The organism is Curtobacterium sp. MEB011 (genome assembly GCF_030209655.1).
Classification (GTDB): Bacteria; Actinomycetota; Actinomycetes; order Actinomycetales; family Microbacteriaceae; genus Curtobacterium; species Curtobacterium poinsettiae.
This window is the reverse complement of the sequence record NZ_JARVRN010000016.1, coordinates 24,368-47,212: the sequence shown is the minus strand read 5'-3', so window position 1 is coordinate 47,212 and position 22,845 is coordinate 24,368. Positions and strand designations below refer to the sequence as shown.

At 73.3% G+C, this 22,845-nt stretch carries 29 protein-coding genes; 10 read left to right on the top strand and 19 right to left on the bottom strand.

Going from position 1 to position 22,845, the window contains the following annotated elements:
* The coding region (locus QRN30_RS16950) for an inositol monophosphatase family protein (RefSeq protein ID WP_284761529.1) at nt 1-755 on the top strand (755 nt) is incomplete at its 5' end.
* A gap of 59 nt (nt 756-814) precedes the next feature.
* Here the strand turns inward: QRN30_RS16950 and QRN30_RS16945 are convergent.
* From QRN30_RS16945 to QRN30_RS16920, 6 genes are all read right to left on the bottom strand, one after another.
* The gene (locus tag QRN30_RS16945; RefSeq protein ID WP_284761527.1) at nt 815-1,834 is read right to left on the bottom strand and encodes a LacI family DNA-binding transcriptional regulator; all 1,020 of its coding nucleotides are present in this window, start codon (nt 1,832-1,834) and stop codon (nt 815-817) included.
* Nucleotides 1,835-1,836: 2 nt separating this feature from the next.
* Entirely contained in the window at nt 1,837-2,487 is a 651-nt protein-coding gene (locus QRN30_RS16940) for a 2'-5' RNA ligase family protein (RefSeq protein ID WP_017885683.1), read from the bottom strand.
* Nucleotides 2,488-2,621: 134 nt separating this feature from the next.
* Nucleotides 2,622-3,641 carry a LacI family DNA-binding transcriptional regulator gene (locus QRN30_RS16935; RefSeq protein WP_284761526.1) on the bottom strand — a complete coding sequence of 340 codons (1,020 nt, stop codon included), beginning with the start codon at nt 3,639-3,641 and terminating at the stop codon, nt 2,622-2,624.
* Nucleotides 3,642-3,803: 162 nt separating this feature from the next.
* The gene (locus QRN30_RS16930; protein ID WP_284761525.1) at nt 3,804-4,895 is read right to left on the bottom strand and encodes a tyrosine-protein phosphatase; all 1,092 of its coding nucleotides are present in this window, start codon (nt 4,893-4,895) and stop codon (nt 3,804-3,806) included.
* A 192-nt stretch (nt 4,896-5,087) separates the two neighbouring features.
* Entirely contained in the window at nt 5,088-5,891 is an 804-nt protein-coding gene (locus QRN30_RS16925) for a trypsin-like serine protease (protein WP_284761524.1), read from the bottom strand.
* Between the two features lie 24 nt (nt 5,892-5,915).
* A complete protein-coding gene (locus QRN30_RS16920) occupies nt 5,916-6,413 on the bottom strand; it encodes a hypothetical protein (protein ID WP_259495968.1) in 498 nt (165 codons plus the stop codon).
* A 178-nt stretch (nt 6,414-6,591) separates the two neighbouring features.
* Here QRN30_RS16920 and QRN30_RS16915 point away from each other — a divergent pair, with 178 nt between their 5' ends.
* Entirely contained in the window at nt 6,592-7,245 is a 654-nt protein-coding gene (locus tag QRN30_RS16915) for a TetR family transcriptional regulator (protein ID WP_284761523.1), read from the top strand.
* A 63-nt stretch (nt 7,246-7,308) separates the two neighbouring features.
* On the opposite strand, the gene QRN30_RS16910 is transcribed toward QRN30_RS16915, so the two are convergent.
* From QRN30_RS16910 to QRN30_RS16890, 5 genes are all read right to left on the bottom strand, one after another.
* Nucleotides 7,309-7,836 carry a COG4315 family predicted lipoprotein gene (locus QRN30_RS16910; RefSeq protein ID WP_017885677.1) on the bottom strand — a complete coding sequence of 176 codons (528 nt, stop codon included), beginning with the start codon at nt 7,834-7,836 and terminating at the stop codon, nt 7,309-7,311.
* A gap of 103 nt (nt 7,837-7,939) precedes the next feature.
* A complete protein-coding gene (locus QRN30_RS16905; protein WP_139179683.1) occupies nt 7,940-8,479 on the bottom strand; it encodes a hypothetical protein in 540 nt (179 codons plus the stop codon).
* A 49-nt stretch (nt 8,480-8,528) separates the two neighbouring features.
* Nucleotides 8,529-8,963, bottom strand: coding sequence for a hypothetical protein (locus QRN30_RS16900; RefSeq protein WP_284761522.1), 435 nt, complete (start codon nt 8,961-8,963; stop codon nt 8,529-8,531).
* Entirely contained in the window at nt 8,960-9,532 is a 573-nt protein-coding gene (locus tag QRN30_RS16895; protein WP_284761521.1) for a TetR/AcrR family transcriptional regulator, read from the bottom strand. Before QRN30_RS16895 ends, QRN30_RS16900 begins: the two co-directional genes overlap by 4 nt.
* Complete coding sequence (locus tag QRN30_RS16890) at nt 9,525-10,373, bottom strand: alpha/beta fold hydrolase (RefSeq protein ID WP_284761520.1); 849 nt, start codon at nt 10,371-10,373, stop codon at nt 9,525-9,527. Before QRN30_RS16890 ends, QRN30_RS16895 begins: the two co-directional genes overlap by 8 nt.
* 105 nt (nt 10,374-10,478) lie before the next feature.
* On the opposite strand from QRN30_RS16890, the gene QRN30_RS16885 reads away from it, so the two are divergent.
* Nucleotides 10,479-11,054, top strand: coding sequence for a GrpB family protein (locus QRN30_RS16885; protein WP_284761517.1), 576 nt, complete (start codon nt 10,479-10,481; stop codon nt 11,052-11,054).
* Nucleotides 11,055-11,085: 31 nt separating this feature from the next.
* Here the strand turns inward: QRN30_RS16885 and QRN30_RS16880 are convergent, their stop codons facing one another.
* Both QRN30_RS16880 and QRN30_RS16875 read right to left on the bottom strand, forming a co-directional pair.
* Nucleotides 11,086-12,030 carry a nuclear transport factor 2 family protein gene (locus QRN30_RS16880; RefSeq protein WP_214562145.1) on the bottom strand — a complete coding sequence of 315 codons (945 nt, stop codon included), beginning with the start codon at nt 12,028-12,030 and terminating at the stop codon, nt 11,086-11,088.
* A gap of 240 nt (nt 12,031-12,270) precedes the next feature.
* On the bottom strand, nt 12,271-12,741 hold the full coding sequence (locus QRN30_RS16875; protein ID WP_017885670.1) for a MarR family winged helix-turn-helix transcriptional regulator: 471 nt from the start codon (nt 12,739-12,741) through the stop codon (nt 12,271-12,273).
* A 63-nt stretch (nt 12,742-12,804) separates the two neighbouring features.
* On the opposite strand from QRN30_RS16875, the gene QRN30_RS16870 reads away from it, so the two are divergent.
* Together QRN30_RS16870 and QRN30_RS16865 are read left to right on the top strand one after the other, a co-directional pair.
* Nucleotides 12,805-13,332, top strand: a complete 528-nt coding sequence (locus tag QRN30_RS16870) for a phenolic acid decarboxylase (protein ID WP_017885669.1) — start codon at nt 12,805-12,807, stop codon at nt 13,330-13,332.
* A 2-nt stretch (nt 13,333-13,334) separates the two neighbouring features.
* Nucleotides 13,335-14,129, top strand: coding sequence for an alpha/beta hydrolase (locus QRN30_RS16865; RefSeq protein WP_017885668.1), 795 nt, complete (start codon nt 13,335-13,337; stop codon nt 14,127-14,129).
* Here the strand turns inward: QRN30_RS16865 and QRN30_RS16860 are convergent.
* Together QRN30_RS16860 and chrA are read right to left on the bottom strand one after the other, a co-directional pair.
* Nucleotides 14,107-14,499 (bottom strand): arsenate reductase ArsC, encoded by a 393-nt coding sequence (locus QRN30_RS16860; RefSeq protein ID WP_017885667.1) that lies wholly within the window; start codon nt 14,497-14,499, stop codon nt 14,107-14,109. The two genes, QRN30_RS16865 and QRN30_RS16860, sit on opposite strands and share 23 nt — an antisense overlap.
* 14 nt (nt 14,500-14,513) lie before the next feature.
* The gene (chrA, locus tag QRN30_RS16855) at nt 14,514-15,719 is read right to left on the bottom strand and encodes a chromate efflux transporter (protein WP_284761531.1); all 1,206 of its coding nucleotides are present in this window, start codon (nt 15,717-15,719) and stop codon (nt 14,514-14,516) included.
* Between the two features lie 51 nt (nt 15,720-15,770).
* Here chrA and QRN30_RS16850 point away from each other — a divergent pair, with 51 nt between their 5' ends.
* Nucleotides 15,771-16,439 (top strand): arsenate reductase/protein-tyrosine-phosphatase family protein, encoded by a 669-nt coding sequence (locus QRN30_RS16850; RefSeq protein WP_214519813.1) that lies wholly within the window; start codon nt 15,771-15,773, stop codon nt 16,437-16,439.
* 191 nt (nt 16,440-16,630) lie between these two features.
* On the opposite strand, the gene QRN30_RS16845 is transcribed toward QRN30_RS16850, so the two are convergent.
* Nucleotides 16,631-17,818, bottom strand: a complete 1,188-nt coding sequence (locus QRN30_RS16845) for a glycosyltransferase (RefSeq protein ID WP_194590553.1) — start codon at nt 17,816-17,818, stop codon at nt 16,631-16,633.
* A 293-nt stretch (nt 17,819-18,111) separates the two neighbouring features.
* Between QRN30_RS16845 and QRN30_RS16840 the strand changes: the two genes are divergently transcribed.
* Nucleotides 18,112-18,465, top strand: coding sequence for a hypothetical protein (locus QRN30_RS16840; RefSeq protein ID WP_284761513.1), 354 nt, complete (start codon nt 18,112-18,114; stop codon nt 18,463-18,465).
* Nucleotides 18,466-18,490: 25 nt separating this feature from the next.
* On the opposite strand, the gene QRN30_RS16835 is transcribed toward QRN30_RS16840, so the two are convergent.
* Nucleotides 18,491-18,988 carry a hypothetical protein gene (locus QRN30_RS16835; protein WP_017885662.1) on the bottom strand — a complete coding sequence of 166 codons (498 nt, stop codon included), beginning with the start codon at nt 18,986-18,988 and terminating at the stop codon, nt 18,491-18,493.
* A 202-nt stretch (nt 18,989-19,190) separates the two neighbouring features.
* On the opposite strand from QRN30_RS16835, the gene QRN30_RS16830 reads away from it, so the two are divergent.
* Entirely contained in the window at nt 19,191-19,505 is a 315-nt protein-coding gene (locus tag QRN30_RS16830; RefSeq protein ID WP_139179682.1) for a hypothetical protein, read from the top strand.
* A gap of 35 nt (nt 19,506-19,540) precedes the next feature.
* On the opposite strand, the gene QRN30_RS16825 is transcribed toward QRN30_RS16830, so the two are convergent.
* A complete protein-coding gene (locus QRN30_RS16825) occupies nt 19,541-19,870 on the bottom strand; it encodes a hypothetical protein (protein WP_017885660.1) in 330 nt (109 codons plus the stop codon).
* 106 nt (nt 19,871-19,976) lie between these two features.
* On the opposite strand from QRN30_RS16825, the gene QRN30_RS16820 reads away from it, so the two are divergent.
* Together QRN30_RS16820 and QRN30_RS16815 are read left to right on the top strand one after the other, a co-directional pair.
* Nucleotides 19,977-20,933, top strand: coding sequence for an AraC family transcriptional regulator (locus QRN30_RS16820; protein WP_017885659.1), 957 nt, complete (start codon nt 19,977-19,979; stop codon nt 20,931-20,933).
* A 135-nt stretch (nt 20,934-21,068) separates the two neighbouring features.
* Nucleotides 21,069-21,686 (top strand): acyltransferase, encoded by a 618-nt coding sequence (locus QRN30_RS16815; protein ID WP_052481956.1) that lies wholly within the window; start codon nt 21,069-21,071, stop codon nt 21,684-21,686.
* 192 nt (nt 21,687-21,878) lie between these two features.
* Here the strand turns inward: QRN30_RS16815 and QRN30_RS16810 are convergent, their stop codons facing one another.
* Complete coding sequence (locus QRN30_RS16810; RefSeq protein ID WP_056068402.1) at nt 21,879-22,826, bottom strand: methyltransferase family protein; 948 nt, start codon at nt 22,824-22,826, stop codon at nt 21,879-21,881.
* Nucleotides 22,827-22,845 lie beyond the last annotated feature (19 nt).

Here is a 22,845-nt window from a genome sequence, read left to right as displayed (position 1 = left end):
CCGGCAGCGCCGACACCACCGGCAGCGCCGACACCACGGGCAGCACCGGCAGCGCTGCCGGCGGCCCCGGCAGCGCCGACACCACCGGCAGCGCCGACACCACGGGCAGCACCGGCAGCGCCGACACCACCGGGGACGCCGTGGTGCGGTGGATCGTCGACCCGATCGACGGCACGGCGAACTTCGCCCGCGGACTCGCGTACTGGTGCATCTCGATAGCGGCCGAGGTCGACGGCGAGGTCGTCGCGGGGGTGGTCTTCGACCCGGTCGCCGACCACGTGTTCGCGGCGGACGACGACGGAGCCTGGCTCGACGGTGCGCCGATGCACTCGTCGTCCGGCCCCGACGACGCCGCGACGGTGCTGACGAGCTTCCCGGTGCAGCAGGACCTCGACCTGCTCGGCGAGGCCGCGGCGTTCGACCTGCTGCGTGACCTGACGGTGCGGTACCGCCACCACCACAGCCTCGGCAGCGGCGCCCTCAACCTGGTGCACGTCGCCGCGGGGTGGTCGGACGCCACGATGGGCTTCGCCACGCACCCCTGGGACGTCGCCGCCGGGGCACTGGTGCTCGAGCGGGCCGGTGGGTGGTTCCGGGGCTTCCGCGGGGGCGAGCCCGTCGACCGTGCGCACCTGGCCGACGACTACGTCGCTGCCGGCGCCGGGGGATCGCACGCCGAGCTGGTCCGTCGGGTGCAGGACCTGTCGGCGACGACTGCCACGGACGCCGCCGCCGCCGACCCGACCGCCCGCTGAGCCGCACCGCCCACTGGACCGATCCGCCGACGGCCGCGCCGCCGACGGCGGCGCGGTGCTCAGCCGACCTGGTGCCCGGCGACCGCCCGTGCCGTCGACCCCCGCTGCAGCAGGCGCGTCGGCAGGACCTCGTGGCGGTCACCGCGTCGCCCGCGCAGCCGTTCGACGACGAGCTCCACCGCCCGCGCGCCCATCCGGACCCGCGGCTGGTCGACGCTCGTCAGGTCGAGCCGGTCGCCGAGACCGGTGCCGTCGAACCCGGTCACCGCCACCATCCGGGGGAGCGCGAGTCCCGCGCCGTCGGCGATCGCCACGAGCCGCGCCGCGGTCGCGTCGTTCGTCGCGACGAACGCCGTCACCCCGTCGCCCAGGTGCCGGGCGATCCGCGCCGGGTCCGCCGCCAGGGCATCGACGTCGTCGACACGGTGGTCACCGGGCCGGCCGAGCTGCGCCGAGACCGTGGCGTGCGCGACGGCACGACGGGTCGTCGAGGGGTGGTCCGACTCCGCCACGAAACACGTGCGCCGGTGCCCGAGTGCGGCGAGGTGGAGCACCAGGTGGCGCATGCCCGATTCCTCGTCGGCGCGCACGGTGTCGAGTCCGAGTCCGGCGAGACCCGACCCGCTCGAGCCGAGGACCGCGACCGGCAGGTCGCGCGCGACCGCAGCGAGCCGTGCCGGGGCGACCCGGCTGCTCAGGACCGCGACCCCGAGGACGCCGTCGGCCGACCCGCGGGAGGCGTGCAGGGCCTCCAGGCCGTCGGCCAGCCGGGCGGGGTCACGGAACCCGTCCACGACGCGGAGCGCGAACCCCAGGGTCTCGGCGGTCGCGCGTGCGCTCCGGAGCGCTTCGTCGTGGAACGGGTTCGCGGCTTCGGTGACCAGCACGCCGAGCACGAGCGGCGCGCCCTGCGCGCGTCGCCGGGCGAGCGTGCCGACCGGGAGGCCCAGCTCGTCCGCCGTCCGCACCGCGAGTTCCCGACGTGGTCGCGACACACCGTCGTCGCCCCGCAGGGCGAGTGACACGAGCGATCGCGAGACAGCGCAGCGCTCGGCGACGTCGCGGAGGGTGGCGGCCACGGTCAGGCGAGCTTCCAGGTGTGGACGTGCTCCCAGGTCATCGTCTGCCACCAGCGGCCGGACCAGTCCGGGCTCGCGGTGCGGTAGAGCACGACGGTGTCGCCGCGGAACCCGGTCGGCACGTCGACGTCGAGTTCGTGGATGTACGCGCCCACCTCGTCGTGCAGGTCCGGGCGGACGTACAGGTCGTGCGAGGCGAGCGAGAGGTGCGCGCGGTACTGCTCCGGGTCGTAGTCGTTCGACGGCGGGACCTGCATCGGCTGCCGGAAGGGGGCGACCACGGCATCGATGTCGGCGGCGAGTCGGACGAAGTCGTCGTTGTGCGAGCCGTCGGGCCGGGTCGCGACGTCGTAGACGAACCCGATGCCCTGCTCGCGGACGCCGGCGTTGTGGACGTCGAACGCCGGGCGTGAGTCGAGCAGCGCCGTGACGGCCGCGATGACCTGGTCCTCGTTGCTGCCGAACGGCTGGCTGCCGACGAGCGTGGCGTGCGGCGGGAAGGCGCCGGCGGACACCAGGCCGTACTGCGCGCGGAGCTGGTCGGTGACGACCGTGACGGCGCGGCAGGTGCGGGCATCAGGGCGCAGGTAGATGCCGTGGCGGTAGGGGTCGCTCGGGTCGCGCGGCAGTTTGGCGGTGACGTTCTGGGGCATGGGTCCGTCCGGGGTCGGTCGATGGGGAACGTTCCCGATCGTCGGGAACGTTCCCCATGATCGACCGGAGCGGCCCGGATCTCACCCGTCGGCCCGTGACGGGACGGTGAACGATCGGTGTCGGCGACGCCGGGTCAGACGCGTGCGGCGGTCCGGCCCGGCACCAGGGTGCCGTCGACGGCGTTGTGGGCGACGCCCGTCGAACGGCCGTCGATCTGGTCGACCACGTCGTCGACGGACAGGCGGCCGATCAGGCCGAGCGGCTGTCGCCACGAGGTGATTCCGAGCAGCTCGGTGGCGAGCGGCGCGACCCCGTCGAAGCCCGTGACCGACAGGTCGTCTGGTGCACGGAGACCACGGCGGCGCATCGACTCGAGCACACCGACGGCCCAGCGGTCGCTCGGTGCCATGACCGCCGTCACGCCGCCGGCGCCGAGGACCTGCTCGAGGAACGAGTCGAGGTCCTCGGGGTCCGCGCCGTGGTCCTCGGAGCGGATCCGGAGCACCTCGGCGCCGCGCGCACGGAGCCGGCGCACCATCGCGTCGGTGCGGGCCGACTGCGTCAGGGACCCGGACGGTGTGACCGTCAGCACGGCGACGCGACGGTGCCCCAGGTCGGCGACGTGGTCGGCGAGGCCGCGACCGCCGCCGCGCTCGTCGCAGTAGGCGCTGCTCACCGCCGGGTCCGTCTCGGGGCGTCCGGAGACCACCGTCGGGATGCGTCGGGCGAACGGCAGGACGTCGTCGATGGGCAACGCGCCGCTGCAGACGATGAGCCCCTCGACGCGCAGGGACACCAGGGTCTCGAGCGCCCGGCGTTCCTCGCTGACCGGGAACGACCCCGCGCCGGTGGCGGTGACGACGCGGTACCCGCGCGCGGCGGCCTGCAGCTGGAACGCGGTGAGCAGGTGCCCGTAGAACGGGGTCGAGGCATCACGGACGAACGCCCCGAGCGTGTGCGTGCGGTGTGCCGACATGCCGCGGGCGTTCGCGTTCGCCACGTAGCCCAGGTCGAGTGCCGCCCGCTTGACGCGTTCGGTCGTCGACGGCGCCACCCCGTACGAGCCCGCGAGGGCACGGGAGACGACCGACTTCGACACTCCGGCCAGCGCTGCGACGTCGTGGATGGTCGGGACTGCCGGGTGTCCGGTCACCGCGGGCACCGTCGTTCAGATGACTGCACGAGTGTCACGGTAGCCGGACGGACGCCCGGAGCGGGCGACGGTGGTGGTGAACAGTTGGTCACGCCGACCGCCCGGGGGAGTCCGAGCGGTCGGCGTGGGTGGCCGGTGGTGGCGGCCGGTGGCGGTGTCGGGTCAGCGGTGCGTCGCCGGTCGACGGACCGTCAGGCGGTACTCCTTCTTCGTGGTGCCGTCCTGCGCGGTGACCGTGATGCGTGCGGTCCGGCCGGAGACGTGCACGGTGGCGACCGCGTTCGGGTTCGTCGTGTGCACGTGGACGTCGGCGGCCCGGAGCGTCCGGACCGGCGCCGTCACCGTCGCACCCTGCGACGAGGCGGCGGCGGGCAGGTGGACGCGCACGCCCGCGACCGCGATCGAGGAGACGGTGGCGTCGCTCGACACGAGGAACCGCTGGCGCAGTGCGGCGGCCTCGTGCCCCGTCACGCCGATGGTGTCGCGCAGGTACGCGTCCATCCCACCGAAGTCGGTGGCGATGTCCTGCTCGAAGGTGCCCTGCAGCAGCTGCGGGGTGGCCCAGGTGACCCCGAGCTGCGTGTTCGAGAGCAGGTAGTCGTGCAGGATGTCGGCGCTGTCCACGCCGAGGACCCGGTCGAGCAGGTCCACCACGGTGCCGGTTCGGTCCATGCCGTGCGAGCAGTGGATGAGCACCGTGCCGCTGGTGTGCGAGGCGAGGATCCGGAGCACGCGGCGGTAGGCGGTGATCATCGACCCGGGGGTCGCCGGGTCGACGTGGCCCTTGTCGACCAGGTCGTGGTACATCGCCGTGTCGTCGCTGTAGTCGCCGTCCGCGCCGAACATCGAGATGTCGACGTGCCGCGCGCCGGGGATCGCGACATCGGGCTTCGCGGCGATCTGGGACGACGTCCGCAGGTCGACGACGAGGTCGACGTGGTACTCGTCGGCCAGGGTCGTGGCCCCGGCTGCGGTGATCTTGTCGAGCGACTCGGAACGGATCAGCCGCGGAGCGTTCACGGTCTGACCGGACCGGCCGTGCACCGCGGCGAGCTCGCGACCGTTGACCAGTCCGGGGACGTCGGTGATCGGGTGGTCCGCGGCGGTGAACGCGGGCTGGAGTGCGGTGTCGGCGTGGGCGGCCGTGACGGAGAACGCGGCGGAGGCGACGACGGCAAAGCCGGCGAGTGCGGTCGCGGCCACACGGGCGGTGCGCGGGGAGTGGGTGAGGGGGGAGCGGTGGAGCGGGGGCACGGGGCATCCTCGATCTGATCAGGACCCGGGGGTCGCGGGGATCCGGACGCGGTGACGTCCGGATCCCCGCAGGATCGCGAGGTGGGTGGTCGGCCGAGTGGCTGCGAGGTGACCGGGGTGTGTCCGGGTCATGAGGCAGCGCTCAGTCGCCGAGACGGCCGCGGCCGGGTGCACCACCCGGTCGCAGCCGGCTCAGGACGCCGGGGCCAGCCGGTACCGGAACAGCTCGCTGAGCACCTGCTGCACGGGCGTGTAGAGCAGCACCGTCGTGCTCGTCGTGCTCGTCGTGCCCGTCGTCGAACTGCCCGAGATGATCCCGTACAGCCGGTTCGTGGCGCTGATCACCGGTCCGCCCGCGTCACCCGGCTCGATGCCCACGCCGGCATCGGTGCGTGCGGCGGCGAGGTGCTGCGCGCCGGCGCGGCTCGCTGTCGGCACCCGTGTGGCCGTCCAGGAGCAGAGCACCCCGCTCGCCGCCCCGCTGGTGCAGAAGGGATCGGCGTCGGGCTGGCCGGTGCCGGTGACGGCGGCACGTGCCGGGTCGCCGCCGACGCGGGTGAAGACACGACCGGATGCTCGCGGCGTGTACGTCGAGACGGACGGGTCGCAGGACCCGGCGGCCGCCCGGACGCGCGTGCACGCCAGGGGTGGGATGACCGCGAGCTCGACGTCGGAGTCCGCGGACTGCCAGACCACGCTGCCGACGGCCGCGCCGTCGAGCCGCACCGGCGCCTGCAGCGGCGCGCAGCGCTTCGCCAGCACGACCCACCTGGTCGCCCGCTGGTACGCGGTGACCTGGCTCCGGAAGCCCTTGGCGGTCAGGACCGCCCCGACCGTGCAGGTGCTGCCGGGGACCCCGACCTGGGTGCCGGCGATGATCGGTGCCGCGGTGCGGTCCGGGTCGCTCGTGGCAGCCGAGGCCGGTGCGGTGCCGGCGAGGGCGATGCCGACGGCGGCCGCGACGGACAGGGCGACGGCCAGGGTGCGGACGCGCACCGCTTGCGTGTGACGGAACACGGTTCAGCCGAGCCGGCGGGTGCCGTTGACGCGTCCGATCACGGACAGGGTGTCCGGGTCGGCGAGGCGGGCGTGCCAGTGCAGCGTCGTCGTGCCGCGCGGCAGGTCGGGGAACGCCGCGGTGAAGCGGTAGTGCCCGCTGGCGCTGACCATGTCGTCCCCGCTCGTGACCTCGGCGATGTGCTTGCTGAACAGGCCGCGGGGCTTGCCCGGTGCGTCGTAGTAGACGATGACCAGGGTGCCGGGCTTGCCGGCGCCGGCGAAGGTGGTGCCGGTGAAGCTCGTCCGGTCTGGTCCGCCGTGGGTCTTCGCGGTGAACGCCACGGCTGCAGACCGGGTCGGGGCGTGGGCGGTGTACGTGGTGTGCGGGATCGTGGCGGCCCCGGCCTGCGCGGGGACCAGGGCGCCGGCGGCGAGTGCTCCGCCGAGGGCGACGCTGGCGATGAGCGCGGTCAGCCGCCGGGACGCCGGCTTGCGGGCGGTGGACGGGGTGGGACGCATGGGGACTCCTCGGTTCGGCTCGGGTCGACTCGGTGTGCGTGAACGCTAACAACGGGCCAGACGATCGTCTAGCGCATGCCGGAAGCTGAGTGGATCAGAGGCAAACCGTCCGGACGGCGTGCTCCCCTCGTGCTGTCAGACGTTCGTATGATGACCCGAGACCCGAACGAGGAGTGCGATGAACCAGCGGCAGCAGGCGAAGACCCGGACCCGCGAGCAGATCATCGAGGCCGCGGCGGCGGTGTTCGCGAGCCACGGCTACGCGGGGACGTCGTTCGCCCGGGTGGCCGCCGCCATGGACCGCCCGAAGTCGGCGATCGGCTACCACGTCTTCTCGTCCAAGCACGAGCTCGCCTTCGCGGTCATCGAGCGGCAGCAGGCCCGCTGGGCGGTGATCGACTCGCTGATCACGCAACCCGAGGGCCTCGAGCACCTGCTCGTCATGCTGACGTCCGCCTGTTCCGATGCCATCCGGTGTCCGGTGGCTGCCGGGGCCATCCGTCTGAGTCACGAACTCCGCGGTGCGGGAGAGGTGATCCCGCGGGTCTTCACGTGGGACGACTACGTCCGCCGGCACCTGTCGGCTTCGAGCGGGGGTGTCGGCCCCGCCACCGATCCCGGGTGGGCTCGTGCGGCGGACCTCGTGCTGACGTCGACCTTCGGGGTGATGTGGGCCCGGACGAGTGCACGACTGACCCGTGACACCGAGGGGCAGCTCCGGGACCTGTGGGCGGCACTGTTCACCGGGCTCGGACTGCCCGGCGTGCACGGCTTGCTCGAACAGGTGGAGCCCGTGCGGGTCGGCGGACACCCGGCCACCCCGGGGGACTGACCCCGCAGGGCTCGCCCCTCCCGAGGGGCCCCGGCGGACTGCTGGTCCACCGGGGCGCCGGGCCTACTTCTTCTGCTCGCTGCCGTCCGGGTTGACGACGTACCAGACGCCCTTGTCGCCCTGTCCCGTCACGTCGCCGGCCTTCTTGTCCCCGACGAAGGTGTAGATCGGGCGCCCGTCGATCGTGATCTGCCGCCCGCCGTCCACGCCCTTGATGGTGCCGACCGTCCCGGTGATGCCCGACACCTTCGGCTTCGTGGTCGACGCTTCGATCGCCGGCCACGCCGCCGCGCACGCACCGGTGCACGTGCTCGTGCCGGAGTCCTTGACGTCGGCGTCGAAGTAGTAGGCGGTCATGCCCTTGCCGTCGACGACGACCTTGCCGAGTGTCGTCGAAGCGACGGTCGCGTCGACCGAGGGGGACGAGTCGGTCGTCGCGGGCGCGTCGCCCTGTGCGGCGGGGGACGGCGAGGGCGACGGTGCCGCGGAGCCGGCCGTGGAGCAGCCGGCGAGTCCGAGGCTCAGGGCCAGTGCGGCACCGAGGAGGACGGAGACGGATCGGGATGACGGTGTGCGGTGGGGTGTCGACACGGGGGCTCCTCGTGGTCAGGTCTCGCCGCTGACTGCTGGCCAGACGTTCGTCTAGCGAACGTAGCCGCAGTACCGAGCGGCGGCCAGCACCCTGCGCGGCCTCTCATCCGGTGGGCCGCGGATCGTGGGAGCGGCGGTCCGTGTGCTCGACCACGTGGACGCCGTCGACACGCCCGATGACGTCCAGCGACTCCGGGTCGATCAGTCGGGCGCTCCAGGACGCCTGATCGGCGTCGCGGGGCAACTCCGGCAGGACCGCGGTGAAGGCGAACCGGCCGGTCCGACCCACCGCGCTGCTGCCCGGCGCGATCTCCGCAACGCGATCGTCCCCGGTGCCGTCCCGCGGTTCGCCGTAGTGGATGACCACGACGGCGCCGGGGGTGCCCCTCCCGGCGAAGCGCACGCTCACGACTCCGCCGGTACCGACCGTCCGTGGTGGGCGGATCGCGAACCGGTGCGCGCCGCTCGTCGAGGGCGGTGCGCCGAGTGCGGCACCGAGCGCTCCCGATGCCCCGAGGCCGAGTGTCTCGGTACCCGTCGTGGTCGGTGGCGGCGCCGGCAGGGCGAGCGCGACGGCGAGCGCGGCGATCCCCGCGGCGAGGACGATCGGTGACACCCGGACCCGGTCGGTGCTGCGCGACATGGTCGGCCCCTTCGTGGACGGCGTGTGGCGGAAGTCGCCACGCCACACGCTACCGCTTGGCCAGACGATCGTCTGTTCGCCCGCGTCCGCGCCCGCGCCCGCGCCCCACCAGGACGCGCCACCGCCGCTGTTCCGAGATGACGACGGCGACGCACAGGACCGTGACGGCGACCGCGACCGCAGCCGGCCAGACGACCCAGGACGCGGCGATGGCTCCGACCAGGTGCGCGAGGACCGACGCGATCGTCACCACTCCCGGTACCGCGACGGGTGGGTCGCCGCCGGGGCGGTCACCCGGCGTCCCGAAGACCGCCGGCGGCACGACGAGGAGCAGGACGGCGGCGATCGCGAGCACCGGCGAACGGGGCCAGAGCGCCCAGGGCACGGCCACCCATGCGACGAGCTCCGCCGTGAACCGCAGGCCGCCACGGAGCGGGTCGTGACCGACGGGCCTCGACGCGCGCGCCGCCGTGGTGACGGTCACCGTGTCGTCGCGGCACGGAACCCGCGATCCAGGAAGTCGACCATCCACGCAGCACTCGCATCGACGTCCGTGTCCATCTGGAACCCGCCGGACGCCTCGATCGTGGCGAACCCGTGCAGGACGCTGCGGAGCACCCGGAGTGCGTGGACCTCGTCGGCGGGGTCGAGCGAGTAGTCGCGGAGCGCCGCGGCGAAGGACGCCAGGGTGCGGCCGAGCGCGACGGCCAGCGGGTCCTGGGCGTCGGTCGGCCGGACGCTGACGGCTGCCTGGTACCGCGCCGGGTGCTCCCGGACGCTCCGGCGCACGGTCTGCACCGCCGCCTCGAGCGCACTCCGGCCGCTGCGCCCCTGCATGGCGTCGCGGAGTGCGTCCCCGAGCTCGTTCGCGCCGAGGATCGCGATCCTGCGCGTGAGGTCACCGAGTCCGTCGACGTGCTTGTACAGCGACGGTGCCTTCACCCCGAGGCGGTCGGCGACGACGCTCATGCTCAGTCGGGCCAGACCGATCTCGTCGGCCAGCGTCGCCGCGGTCTCGGTGACGGTCGCCGGGTCGAGCCCCGCCCTAGGCAACGGGGCCTGCGACGGGCAAGGTGCGGGCGAGGAACGGCAGCAGCAGGGCGAGGAGTGCAGTCGGCGTCTCGGTGTGGGGGTAGTGGCCGGCGCCGTCGATGACGGCGAGCTCCCCGAGGCCGTCGGGCAGGTCGGCGAGGACGCGCTCGCCCTCGGCGCGGGGGTCGGCCCAGTCCGGATCGGCGCTGCCCTCGACGACGAGCACGGGGCACCGGACGGCACCCAGCTGCTCGCCGGCGTCGGCGGGCGACGTGCGGGTCATGGCGCGGAGGACCGCCATCCGCTCCGGTTGCCGCAGGGTCGTCTCGATGCGGCCGCGCTCGGTCGCCCAGCCGGCGGGCTTGGCGGGGATCGCGATGTCCAGGTACGCGAGCCAGCCGGGCAGGCTGCCGCTCGTCATCACGCGTGCGAGCTGGACGGTGCCGGCGCGGTGTCGGCGGTTGCGCAGGAGCCCACCGAGGTCGACGGACTGCTTGCGCGTGAACGGTGCCAGCTCGACGATGCCGGCGACCAGGTCGGGTGCGGTGGCCGCGGCGATCGTCGCTGCGCCGCCGCTGATCGACTGCCCGACGACCACGGCCGGGCCGCCGAGATGCCGGGCGACGGCGACCAGGTCGCGTGCGATGTCGGAGCGCTCGTACCCGGACCACCCGGTGCTCGAGTCGCCGCAACCCCGCAGGTCGACGTTCGCGACCCGGTAGCCGGCCGCGACGAGCTCCGGCACGACGAAGCGGTAGGAGTGGCGGCTGTCGCCCATCCCGTGGGCGAGGACCACGAGCGGCCCTGAGCCGGAGAGGTCGTAGGCGATCGTGCCGCCCTCGGTGTCCAGGTGTTCGAGCATGACGTGGCTCCTTCGGCTACGGGTAGTAACTCAAAGGCTAATACTCGTAGCCGGAAAGTCAAGGACTGCTCTGGTCCGCGCTCCGGGTGCTGCCATCATGGCCGGGTGCACCATGACAAGGACCACCCCCGACCGGACGTCACGACCGTCAAGATCATCGGCGGCCCAGAACCGGTCACCGTGACCCTGCACCCCGCCGACAGCGGGTGGGCTGCGGTCTTCGCGGACCACCGGCGACGCATCCTGGAGGCCCTGCCCGGCTCCGGCGCGGACGCTGCGGTCGTCGAGCACATCGGCTCCACGGCCGTCCCCGGCCTGGCGGCGAAACCCATCGTCGACATCGTGGTCGTCGTCGCCGACATCACCGCCGAGGCGACCTACCTCGACCAGCTCCTCGCGGCCGGGTACGAGCTCCGCGTGCGCGAACCCGGCCACCGTCTGGTCCGGACACCGGCTCGCGACGTGCACGTGCACGTCTACGAGCAGGGCGCGACGGCGGTCGAGGAGTACCTGCTCCTCCGCGACCACCTGCGCGTCGACGCCGACGACCGCGCGCTGTACGAGCGCACCAAGCGGGAGCTGCTCGGCCGGAGCTGGGACGACATGAACGCCTACGCCGACGCGAAGACGGCCGTCATCACGGCGATCAAGGAGCGGGCGCGCCGGAGCCGCGCGTCCTGAGACGCGCGGCTCCGGTTCCCGCTGCCCGGTCTCAGCTCGTCGGGACGACGTCCCAGTGCTCGCGGATCAGGTTGCCGTCGACCCGGAACAGGTCGGCTGCGCCGAACGGTGCGTCGGCCTTCGCCCCGACCTGCTTCGAGAACGTCCACACCAGGTCGCCGTCGGCCAGCGAGATGACGGACTCCTGCTTCGGCAGACCCTGCGCGGCACTGCCGGCGAAGAACTGCTTGAGCGCGGCGGTGCCGTTCGCGGCGACCGAGTTGTGCTGCAGGTACGCCGGGTCGAACTTCTCGTCCAGCACGGACACGTCGTGGTCGCGGAACAGCCGGTTGTACGCGGTCACCGCGAGCACCCGGTTGTGCTCCTCCTGCCGCTCGGTCAGGTGGTGGTCACGCTTGGCGGCCGGGTACAGGTCGCTGAACATGCTGTTCGTGTTGCCGCTGGCCGGCGTGCCCGTCGGGACCGTCTGCCGGAGCGCCCACCACTCGCTGATGCGGCCGTTGCGCATGCGGAACAGGTCGACGGCGGCGTCACCGGTGCGTTCGTCCTTCGGCTTCGCGGTGATCTGCCAGTGCACGGCCACCAGGTCGGCGTCACCGGCCATGTGCTTGATCACGGCGTGGGCACCGGGGACCCGGGCGCGGTCGGCGGTGAACTCGGCGAGCAGTGCAGCCGGACCCGAGGCGCTCTTCGCACCGTGGGCGACGGCACCCGACGCCACGGCGGTCCGGGCCGCAGCGCGTGCCGTCGCCGAGGCGGGGGAGCGGAACGCGCACCGGAACAGGTGCCGGACGGTGGCCTCGTTGCGCTGCTCGGCGCGACGGTCGAGCCGCGAGACTGCCGTGCCGCCCTCGGTGGTCCGCGCCGCGCGGGACACCGTGTGGTGCGCGGAGGTCGTGGTGGTGGAGGTGTGGAGGGGTGTCGCCACGGCCGGGCCGGCCACGAGCGATACGGCGATGGCGACCGGAGCTGCCACCGCACACGCCTTGGCGATGATGGGGAGAAGTGATGTCGTCTGCACGGCAGAACGATGGAACCGGTCCCTGGGGGCCGCCGCGCGCCCTGGAGCCGTCGCGTGCTGCGACCGTGACCGACTTCTCAGGCGCGGTGCGGACCTCCCGGGTGGTCTGCGAACACCCTGCCAGGGTGACCCGCTCCCGCTGGTGATCGACGAGCCGGACCTGTGCGACGGCTCACGCGCACTGTCAGCCGATCCCTACGCTCCGGGTTCGTCGATGGCCAGACGGAGCTCGGCGAGGACGGGCAGCGCGGCGCGCAGCGCGTCGACCCCGTCCGGGCCCAGGCGTTCGAGCGCGCCGACCAGGACGTGCTCGGCCGAGGCGTCGTAGACCCGGAGCCGCTCGGACGCGAGCTCGGTCAGGGCGATCTCGGTGCTGCGGCCGTCGCCGGTGGCGAGCCGCCGGTGGACGAGCCCGCCGCGCTCCATCGCGGTGACGAGGTTGCTGACCGTGGAGCGGGCGAGGCCGAGGGACCGGCCGAGCGCCGTCGGCGTGAGCCACCCGGCCTCGTCGAGGCGTCGCAGCACCTCGATCTGGGCGTCGGGCAGTTCCGGCAGCGCACCGTCACGGCGTGACGCGTTCAGCAGGGTGCGGCGGAACGGGCCGACCTGGTCGCTGAGCCGCCGAGCGATGTCCCGGAGTCCTGCGGTGTCGTGCTCGCTGCCCATGTCCTCAGCTTAGGTCCTCGAAAAAGGTTTGCAACAAAACTATGTTTGGCGCAGGATGGGTGCATGACGATCACCACCTCAGTCGCACAGCCCGTCCCGTCGCAGGACCTCTCCGGCATCGTCGGACACCGGTTCATCTACACGTACGCCAACGGCTGGCAGTACGAGATGTACGTCAAGAACGCCACCACCATCGACTACCGCATCCACTCCGGCATGGTCGGCGGGCGCTGGGTCAAGGACCAGCAGGTCGACCTCGTGGTGCTCACCGCCGGCGTCTACAAGGTGTCGTGGAACGAGCCCACCGGCACGAGCGTCGTCGTGACCGTGGTGCCGGGGGAGCGCGTGCTGCACGGCACGATCTTCTTCCCGCACTGGGTCGAGGAGGACGGCAGCAAGACCGTGCTGTTCCAGAACGACCACCTGGACCGGATGCGCGAGTACCGCGACGCCGGCCCCACCTACCCGATCTACGTCGTCCCCGAGTTCGCCCACATCACCCTGTTCGAGTTCGTCGGCCAGGACGACGAGACCGTCGTCGACACCGCGCCCGCCGACCTGCCGGCCGGGTTCGCCGACCGGAGCAACTGAGCGTGACTGCGGAACGTCCGCTGGAGCGTGCCCTGACGAGCATCCGGCTCGAGCACCGGGGCGGGGCGCTCCGGGGGTGGGAGTACCACCCGGCGCCCGCGGCTGCCGGCGGCTCGGTGCTGTTCGTGCACGGGTTCGGTGACTCGTCGATCGGTCCGCGCCAGCTCTTCGTGCAGGCCGCGACCGCCCTGACCGACAGCGGTCTGACGGTCCGCTCCTACGACCGTCTCGGGCACGGCACGAGCGACGGACGCTTCGCGGACATCTCGATCGGCGACGAGGTCGAGCAGGTCGTCACGATGATCCGGGCGTTCTCGGCCGACCAGGGGGCACCGATCCACGTCGTCGCCCACAGCCTGGGCGCCGTCGAGTCGGCGATGGCGGCGGCGAGGGTCCCCGACCTGGTGCGGAGCCTGACCCTGTGGTCGCCGGCCGGGGTCGTGGTCGACGACATCGCCGTGCACGACACCATCCAGGGGCAGCCGCTCGCGCCCGTCCGCGACCGCGGCTGGTTCGACTTCGCTGGGACCGCCCTCGGGCGCGGGTTCGTCGACGAGGTCCGGGACGGACTCGACGTCTACGCCCAGGCGCGCGGGTACGACGGGCCGGTCGACGTGCTGCACGGTACCGCCGACGAGATCGTCCCGGTCGAGTACGGCCGGCGCTACGGCGAACTGCTCAGCGGGGCGACGTTCACCGCGGTCGAGGGTGCGGACCACGTCTGGTCGTCGGTCCCGTGGCGCGAGCAGCTCGTCGACCGCCTGCTCGAGCGCGTCAGGGAGCGGTCCGGGCGATGAGGTCCTGCACCCGCGCACGCACGTCGTCGCGGATCGGCCGGACGGCGTCGAGGTCGAGCCCTGCGGGGTCCGGGAGCTCCCAGTCCTCGTAGCGTTTGCCCGGGAACACCGGGCAGGCGTCCCCGCAGCCCATCGTGATGACGACGTCGGCGGCACGGACGGCGTCGGTGCGGAGCAGGGCGGGCTGCTCGCCCCGGATGTCGATGCCCTCCTCGAGCATCGCCTCGACGACCACGGGGTTGAGCTGGTCGGCCGGTTCGGAGCCGGCGCTCCGGACGTCGACGCGGTCACCGGCCAGGTGCTGCAGGAAGCCGGCGGCCATCTGGGAACGGCCGGCGTTGTGGACGCAGACGAACAGGACGGTGGGCATGCGGGGTGCTCCGATCAGAGGACGACGGCGCCGAGCAGGCCGGCTCCGATGACGACGGCCCACGGGGGAGCGGACCAGCGGGTGAGGGCGGTGAAGGCAGCCACGGCGAGCGCCAGTGCGGGGGCCGAGCGGACCCCCTCGGTGATGACCGGGTCCCAGAGCGCTGCGGCGAGGAGCCCGACGACCCCCGCGTTCACGCCGGCGAGCACGCGTCGGGCCCACGGCAGGGCGCGGAGCACGTGCCAGAACGGCAGTGCGCCGATGACCAGGAGCGCGGCGGGCAGGAAGATCGCGACGAGTGCGACGGTTGCGCCGAGGACCCCGCCGGGGCTGCCGTGGGCGACGGCGCCGAGGTACGCGGCGAAGGTGAACAGCGGCCCGGGTACGGCCTGTGCGGCGCCGTACCCGGCCAGGAAGTCGGCGTGCCCCACCAGGTGTGTGGCCACGGTCTGCGACTCGAGCAGCGGCAGGACGACGTGGCCGCCGCCGAAGACGAGCGAGCCCGCCTGCGCGAAGACCCCGAACAGGCGCACGGCACCGGTGCCGTGCGCGGCGATCGGGGCCGCGACGAGCAGGGCGGCGAACGCGACGAGCGCCGACACCGCGACCCAGCGGGGGAGCCGGACGGCGCCGCCCGTGTCGGTGGCGCCTGCATCCACGCCCACGGCGACGACGCCGCGGAGCCACACGGCGCCGACCACACCGCACACCGCGATCACCGCGACCTGCGGCCCCGGGCCGGGGACGAGCAGCACCACGATCGCGGCTGCGGCAGCGACGGTCGCCCGTCGGCGGTCCGGCGTGAGCGAGCGCGCCATGCCGAGCACCGCCTGCGCCACCACCGCGGCCGCGGCGGCCTGCAGCCCGAGCAGCCACCCGGCGCCGGCCAGGTCGGGCGTGCCGGACACGAGCAGGGCGAACGCGACGAGCAGCACCGCGGACGGCAGCGTGAACCCGCACCAGGCGGCGAGGAGTCCGAGCATCCCGGCGCGCTGCAGGCCGAGTGCCATCCCGACCTGGCTCGACGCCGGCCCGGGCAGGAACTGGCAGAGCGCGACGAGGTCGGCGTAGGCGTCGTCGCCCAGCCACCGCCGACGCACCACGAAGGTTTCTCGGAAGTACCCGAGGTGCGCGACCGGCCCGCCGAACGAGGTCAGCCCGAGCCGCAGGAACACCAGGAACACCGAGGCAGCGGACGCCCGCAGGGGCTCGGGGCTCATCGTCACCCGCTCATCTTGACGACGGCAGATGGTTCAGTCAACATTGAACTGATGAACATGCGGCAGCAGGACCTCGAGCAGCGCGCGGCGCAGCACGCGGCCCTCGGCGACGTCGCACGCCTGGCGGTCGTCGACCTGCTCGCGGCCTCCGACGCCAGCCCGAGCGAGGTCCGGGCCGCCCTCGGCCTGTCCGGCCCGCTCCTCGCGCACCACCTGCGCGTCCTCGAACAGGCCGGGCTGGTCACGCGGCGCCGCTCCGACGGCGACGGCCGTCGCAGCTACCTGCACCTCGAACCGAGCGGTGTCCCGCACGGGGCGGCGGCGGTGCCGGGCCCGGTGTCGCGCGTGCTGTTCGTCTGCACCGGCAACTCCGCGCGCTCCCCGCTGGCCGCGGGCGTCTGGGCGCAGGTCAGCGAGATCGGTTCCCTGTCCGGCGGGACGCGTCCCGCCCCCGCCATCGCCCCCGGCGCGGTCGCCGTCGGTGCGCGCCACGGCCTCGACCTCGGCGACCACGTCCCGCGGTCCTTCCACGACGTCGTCGCCGACGGCGACCTGGTCGTCACGGTCTGCGACCGTGCGCACGAGTCGATCGACGACGGTGACAGCCTGCACTGGTCACTGCCGAACCCCTCGCGCACCGGCACGCCGGACGCGTACGAGGCCACCTACGCGGACCTCCGGTCCCGCGCCACGGCGCTCGCTGCGCGCCTCGCCGCCTGACGCGGCCCCACGAACGGAACGCCCCGATGAGATCCCCCCTCCTCATCGGGGCGTTCTCCCTGTGCCGTGGTCGGCACGCACCGCCGGGCGGGAGGCTCGGGGCGGGCCCGCACCGTGCCTCCCGTCCGTCCCGTGGCGGCCCCACGGCCGAGCGCGTCGCCGCGGGGACCGCGCGCTCCGGGACGGTGCGCTCAGGGACCGCAGCGACCCGCGACGAGCCCGAGGACCTGCTCGGTGTGGCGTTCCGCCGTCGCGAGTCGGGCGTGCGCGATCGCGGCGTCGGTGTGCGGTCGCAGCAGGTCCCGGTCCGAGGCGAGTTCGATGATCGTCGTGGCGAGCCCGAACGCGGTCTCGTCGTCCGTCAGGACGGCGGCGGATCCGAACTCGCTCGCCAGACGGATGTCGGAGACGATGACCGGACGGTGGTCGCGGAACGCCTCGAGCGCGGTCATCGGCTGGCCGTCGTGCTCGAGCGAGCAGATGACCGCCGCGTGCCCGCAGAGCAGCAGGTCGTGGACGCCCTGCAGGGACAGGCGGCCGTGCACGCGCACCGACACCGGCGTGCGCGTCGGTGGGACGGTCCCGCCAGCGACGTCGACCCGGACCGCGTGTGCCCCCAACCGGATCTCGACCAGCCGGATCGCGTTGAAGAGCACGTCGAGGCGCTTGTCCGGCGTGAACCGCGACGCCCAGACGAGCCGGAGCGGGCCGAGCTCCGGCGGTGGCGGCGGGGTCACCGTGCGGTTCCCGATGGCGTTGGGCACGACGTGCACCTCGTCCAGGCCGGCGGCACGCAGGACTCCCGCCTGTCGGGTGGTCGAGGTGACGACGACGTCGGCGGCCGCGGAGACGGCGACGGCCATCCTGCGGCGCGCGTCCTCCATGGGGTGGCCGCCGACGCGGTGCCGGCCGGTCCGGAGCCCGGTCACGACGCGGTGGGCACGACGTGCCAGGGGCGCGAACGCCGCGGCGGTCCGCCCGCGGATCGGAGCGGAACCGTGCACGGTGTGGATCGTCGGCAGCCCGAGCGAGCGCGCCGTGGTCAGGGCTGCGGCGGCGAGACCGAAGTCCGAGTGGGTGACGACGAGACCGATCCGTTCCTCGAGCATCACCGTGCCGAGGTGCCGACGCACCCGCACCGAGTTGCGGACCACCGGCAGGTCCGCCCCCGGGACGCTGATCGACGGCTCGACCTCGAGCAGGCGCACACCGGACTTCCGCAGGTCGGCGGTGTCGCTCGTCGGGGGAGTCGCCACCCAGACGACGTGTCCGGACGCGGCGAACGCCTTCGCCTGCTGGACCAGGGCGGCTCGTTCGCCGCGCATCGCCGACAGCGGGAAGTCGCTCACGAGCAGGACGGTGACCTTCGCAGCTGCCACGTCAGCTGCCGGTCCCGATCAGGGGTGTGGTCTGACGAGGGGTGCGCATGCGGTCTCTCACGGTTCGCGGCAGGACGGGGTGTTCGGAACCGTAGGGGTTCAGAAGACGATCGTCTAGTGAACTCGCCCACCTGCTGAGCGCCCCTTCACGACACCCCGGGCGGACGTCCAGCCGCCGGTGCGCCACCGGATTCGGACCAGACGGCGTCCTCGCACCGTCGCGGCGACTACCGTCGGGAACGGCCGGCCCCGATCGCGGGGCAGCCACCGGCCAGGGGACGACGGGGGACACCATGCAGCAGCGCACCACCACCACACTCGCGACGCTCACCGCGACGATCGCGCTGGCGGTGACGCTCAGCGGGTGCACGGTGACGACGTCGACTTCGACCGCTTCGTCCTCGCGGACCGTCACGCCGGAGGCCTTCGAACAGGTCGTCGTCGACGCGCTGGCGGACATCTCGGACGCGACGCCCGAGGTCGACTGCGGCGAGGACGACATCGCGATCGAGGACGGCGCCGAGGTGCACTGCGACGTGAACACCGCGGGCTACGACGTGGTCTACGACTCGGTGTCCACCATCAGCACCGACGGGGGCGACGACTACCACGTGGACGTGGAAGTGGCCGACCAGCCCAAGGGCTGACCGGCCACGGCAGGGTGTCCGGCGACTAGCGGTCGGACGCCTCGACGACGCAGCTCTCGACCTGCTGGGCGGCCTCGGAGTCGTCGGCGAACGGCGTCGGCGCGTCCGAGGTGGTGGTCGACTCGTCGGCCACGGCCTGCTTCGCGACGTCGTTCACGGCGTACAGCGGACCGTCGAAGCCGTCGGCCGTGGGGTCGGCGGTGGTCGCCCAGACGGTGATCTCGTCGTCGTTCGAGTCGTTGCTGTCCGCCGGGACGATCGCCGCACCGAGGTACCAGCCGCCGTCGCCCTCCTGGACGTTCGCGAACTCGGTGGTGTCGTGCGACCCGACCGCCTCGTCGATCATGTCGACGGTGGCACTCGCGGCAACGTCGCACTGCGCCGACTGGGACTTCTGCTCGGAGCCGGGCACCTTGCCGACGGGGTCGATGTTCTGCGCTCCGCCGGGGTCGCAGGCGGTGAGCAGCAGGGCTACGGTGGCGGCGCCGAACAGCGCCGTGACGGTCTTCGCTCGCGTGGACATGGGCCAGAACGTAGGCCGCTCGCGGTGGGCGACGGTTCAGGGGGAGCGTCCCCCGACACCGGTCACCCGGCACCGACCGGCCGGGCGCCGCGTACCCCGTTCTGTCCGCGAAGATGTGTGCGTGGCCCGACGGCGGCCTACCGTGGCACCGGATCAGGGAACCGTCACCGCGGCGGATGCTCCTCTTCACCAGGGAGCAACGTTGAAGTACGTGAACTACGCGGGCACCGTCCGTGTCCTGACGAGCGACTCGATCGCCGAAGCGGTGATCCGGTACGCGGCCGCGCTGCACCAGAGCCGACTGAGCGACGTCGTGTCGATCCCCACCGCCGACGACTTCGGGGTGGCGAGCACCGTCGAGGTGTTGCTGGCCCCGGGTGTCCCGGTCGCGGTGGAGCCCGCACCCGACGACGACCTCGAACCCGAGGGCGAAGCGTTCCTGCTCGAGGTCGCGCGCCGCACCGAAGCGGTGCTCGCCGTGGACACGAGCGCCGCGCCGCCGGACTTCGGGCGCTAGTCCAGCGGTCCACCTCCCCGCGCCCGCAGGCCCTGCTAGGCCACGGGCCCCTCGGTCAGGTCCGACCGGGTGTCCGCGTGGATCACCTCGTCGTGCTCGAACGTCAGTGCGGCGGCACGCAACCGCTCGACGAAGTCCGCGTCCTCGCGCTCGAGCTCGTCCTCGTCGGCATCGGCGACGACGAGCTGGCTCGACGGGCCGATGAGCACCTTGGTGGTCGTCATGGTGCCGTCCGCCGCCACCGAGGGGATCGCGACGGTGTCCGCCCGGTTGCCGCCGGCCAGGGCCGCGGCGTACTCGATCACCGCATCGGCCACGTCGTCGCTCGTCAGGATCGTCGAGCGGTCGTACTGGATCTGCTTCATGTGGCGACCTCCTGGAGCACAGCAAACAGTGCCCTCGCTGGTCGCCGTCCAGGAACCCGGCGCGTCGCTCGTTGCGCGGACGCCGAGATCTCGGGAGGATCGTCACGTGCCCGAGACGATGCACCGCCTGCTGCGGGAGATCCAGACCGTCGAGCCGTCGGTCGCGGCCGAGGCCCTGGCTCGGACGCACACCACGCACGACCTGTCGGTCGAGCCGACGGACGCCGAGTTCGTCTTCGAGGAACGGATCCGCGGGACGTCGCTGCTGTCACTCGAGTCCACCCGCTGCACGGGCGACCTGCGCGGAGCGATCGAGCCGGGCAGCGAGATGATGATCGTCTGGATGAAGTCGGGCGTCGCGCAGCTCGACGGCGAGCCGGTGCAGATCGGCCGCCCGATGCTGTTCCGGCAGGGCCCGCAGCGCTTCCGGTGGATCGACTGCAACAAGGACGTCCTGCGCATCGACCGCGCGATCGTCGAGCAGGTCGCAGCGGAGCGTGGGGACTGGGCCCCGGGCCCGCTCGAGTTCCGTCCGCGGCACGTCCCCGAGGGCGCACCGCTGGCGGCCTGGTGGCTGATGGTCCGGTCCGTCGCCCAGGAGGTCCTGGCCGGACCGGAGACCGTGCCGGTCGAGCGTGAGCGAGAGCTCGCCCGCTTCGCGGCCGGTGGCCTGCTCACCGCCATCCCGCACTGGCCCGTCGGCCAGCACGAACCGGTCGTGGCCGCCACGGCCCGGTTCGCCCGAGCCGAGACGTTCCTGCTCGAGCACGCCACCGAACCGATCAGCGTCGACGACGTCGCCGAGGCCGCCGGCCTGAGCGTGCGCGGTGTGCAGGCGGCGTTCCAGCGCCACCACGGCATCACCCCGACGATGTACCTGCGTCGGATCCGGCTGCTGCTCGCGCGCGAACAGCTCGAGTCCGGAGACGGCCGGAGCGTCGCCGAGATCGCCCGTGCCACCGGGTTCGCCCACCTGGGCCGGTTCGCGGGGAGCTACCGCGAGGAGTTCGGCGAGCTGCCCCGGCAGACGGCGTCCACCGCCCGCGACGGCGCACGCGCGTAGCCGAGCCGGCGCGTGGCCGCCGAGCGGCGCGGCCCCGCAAGAATCCCGCAACCGCCCGTCGTCCGGCCGGTCGCCGACGGTCGTCGTCCTACGGTGGCGCTGCACGGACACGCAGCCACGACGACTGGAGACCCCATGGCCGGCTCAGCAGCACCACCCGTCCCGACCTCGGCACCCGCTCCGGCGGTTGCTGCCCCGTCGACGTTCGGTCGGCGGCTCGTCGAGGATGCCGCACACGCCAGGGAGCACCTGCTCTTCACCGCCGTGCTCGGGTCGGCGCTGCTGCCGCGGATCGTGCGGCGGCTCCTGCTGCTCGTCGCCGGGGCCCGCGCGGAGTCCGGTGTGGGCGCCGGGTTCTCGCTGACGGGCGATCCCAGGCACCTGACGATCGGCCGGGGCGTGTTCTGCAACCGGAACGTCACCGTCGAGGCCGTGGCACCCGTGACGATCGGTGCGAACACCGCGATCGGCATGCAGGTGCTCATCATGACGAGCCACCACGACATCGACGCCGACGGCCGGTGGAACGACGTCCCGACGGGCCGCCCGGTCCTCATCGAGGAGCACGTCTGGATCGGCGGTCGGGCAACGATCCTGCCGGGGGCCCACATCGAGCACGACGTGGTGGTCGCAGCCGGCGCCGTGGTGGTCGGCCGCCTGGCGGCGCACGGCGTCTACGCCGGCGTCCCCGCCAAGCGGATCCGTGCGCTCGCCCCGTCCGCGCGGCCGCCGGTGGTGGACCCGGCCGGCTGACGGACAGGAGGCCCGTGGCGGCGCCGCCTGGCGCCTCCAGGCCGGTGTCGGTGCCGGTCCGGACACGCCGGCGTCACGTCGAGACGCCGGCGTGTCGTCGAGACGCCGCCCCGTCGTCGAGACGCCGCCGGAAACGGAGGCGTCTCGACGACCCGGCGGCGCCGAACGACGACGCCGGCGTCGTTAAACCGCTCAGCGGCGCGACGAGGTGAGCGGCACCGAGCCCACCCGAGCGGGGATCGGCCACCGAGGCACCCAGCAGCGCACCTGCTCGGCGTACCGGCGGAAGTCGTCGCCGAACCGCTCGTCGAGGTCGGCTTCCTCGAGTGGTCGGACGATGCAGTTCCACACGACGGAACCCGCGACCGCGTAGACGACGACCAGCCACGACGACAGCAGCAGGCCGACGGCGACGCCCTGGGTGATGCCGGCCAGGGCCATCGGGTTCCGCACCGAACGGTACGGCCCCGCGACGACCAGGCGGTTCGCCGTCGCCGAGGGCAGCGGGGTGCCGCCGCCCTTCGTCGACATGGCCGCCGCCGACGCGATGCCGAGTGCGCTCGCCAGCAGGAGCACGACCACCCCGAGGACGGTCGAGGCGCTCACCAGGGGAACGGGCGGGTCCGGGTGCAGGCCCCATCGGTGCTCCGCGAACGCGATGACCAGGGGGAACACCCCGAGGAACAGACCCCAGAACACGACGATCTGCAGCACGGTCGCGGCGACGTGCCGGGACCGCGGGGCGTCGGCGTCGGCGGTGCGGATCCGCAGCGGGCCGCTCGTCACCCACTCGGTCGGGATCCGTCCGAGCAGCACGAGGCCGAGCGCGAGCACCGAGCCGATCGTGGCCGCGAGCATGATCAGCACGCCCCAGCCGGCCTCGCCGGTGGCCGTTGCCCAGACGGCGAGCGCGCAGAGCACCACGGCGGTCCACCCCGTCGTGACGACCGCGGCGGCCCGGACACCGGCGGCGGCAAGGGCCGAGGCCACGACGAACAACGGGACGTCGAGGACGGCGACGAGCACCGGGTCGAGCGAACCGAGCGTGGTGGTCCGGACCCACGGCAGCGTGGCGACGGCGATCCACCAGGCCGCTCCGCCGACGGCTTGCAGCGCGTAGTACCGCCGGCCCCAGGACATGGGTGCACGGTAGCAGTGC

Excerpts from the sequence above, each read along its gene's own strand:
- QRN30_RS16840 (WP_284761513.1), top strand. The coding sequence starts at position 18,112 with ATGCAGCAGCGCACCACCACCACACTCGCGACGCTCACCGCGACGATC.
- QRN30_RS16815 (WP_052481956.1), top strand. The coding sequence starts at position 21,069 with ATGGCCGGCTCAGCAGCACCACCCGTCCCGACCTCGGCACCCGCTCCG.
- QRN30_RS16905 (WP_139179683.1), bottom strand. The coding sequence starts at position 8,479 with ATGTCGCGCAGCACCGACCGGGTCCGGGTGTCACCGATCGTCCTCGCC.
- QRN30_RS16920 (WP_259495968.1), bottom strand. The coding sequence starts at position 6,413 with ATGCGTCCCACCCCGTCCACCGCCCGCAAGCCGGCGTCCCGGCGGCTG.
- QRN30_RS16850 (WP_214519813.1), top strand. The coding sequence starts at position 15,771 with ATGAACATGCGGCAGCAGGACCTCGAGCAGCGCGCGGCGCAGCACGCG.
- QRN30_RS16875 (WP_017885670.1), bottom strand. The coding sequence starts at position 12,741 with ATGGGCAGCGAGCACGACACCGCAGGACTCCGGGACATCGCTCGGCGG.
- QRN30_RS16860 (WP_017885667.1), bottom strand. The coding sequence starts at position 14,499 with ATGCCCACCGTCCTGTTCGTCTGCGTCCACAACGCCGGCCGTTCCCAG.
- QRN30_RS16890 (WP_284761520.1), bottom strand. The coding sequence starts at position 10,373 with ATGCTCGAACACCTGGACACCGAGGGCGGCACGATCGCCTACGACCTC.
- QRN30_RS16870 (WP_017885669.1), top strand. The coding sequence starts at position 12,805 with ATGACGATCACCACCTCAGTCGCACAGCCCGTCCCGTCGCAGGACCTC.
- QRN30_RS16810 (WP_056068402.1), bottom strand. The coding sequence starts at position 22,826 with ATGTCCTGGGGCCGGCGGTACTACGCGCTGCAAGCCGTCGGCGGAGCG.
- QRN30_RS16915 (WP_284761523.1), top strand. The coding sequence starts at position 6,592 with ATGAACCAGCGGCAGCAGGCGAAGACCCGGACCCGCGAGCAGATCATC.
- chrA (WP_284761531.1), bottom strand. The coding sequence starts at position 15,719 with ATGAGCCCCGAGCCCCTGCGGGCGTCCGCTGCCTCGGTGTTCCTGGTG.
- QRN30_RS16825 (WP_017885660.1), bottom strand. The coding sequence starts at position 19,870 with ATGAAGCAGATCCAGTACGACCGCTCGACGATCCTGACGAGCGACGAC.
- QRN30_RS16940 (WP_017885683.1), bottom strand. The coding sequence starts at position 2,487 with ATGCCCCAGAACGTCACCGCCAAACTGCCGCGCGACCCGAGCGACCCC.
- QRN30_RS16835 (WP_017885662.1), bottom strand. The coding sequence starts at position 18,988 with ATGTCCACGCGAGCGAAGACCGTCACGGCGCTGTTCGGCGCCGCCACC.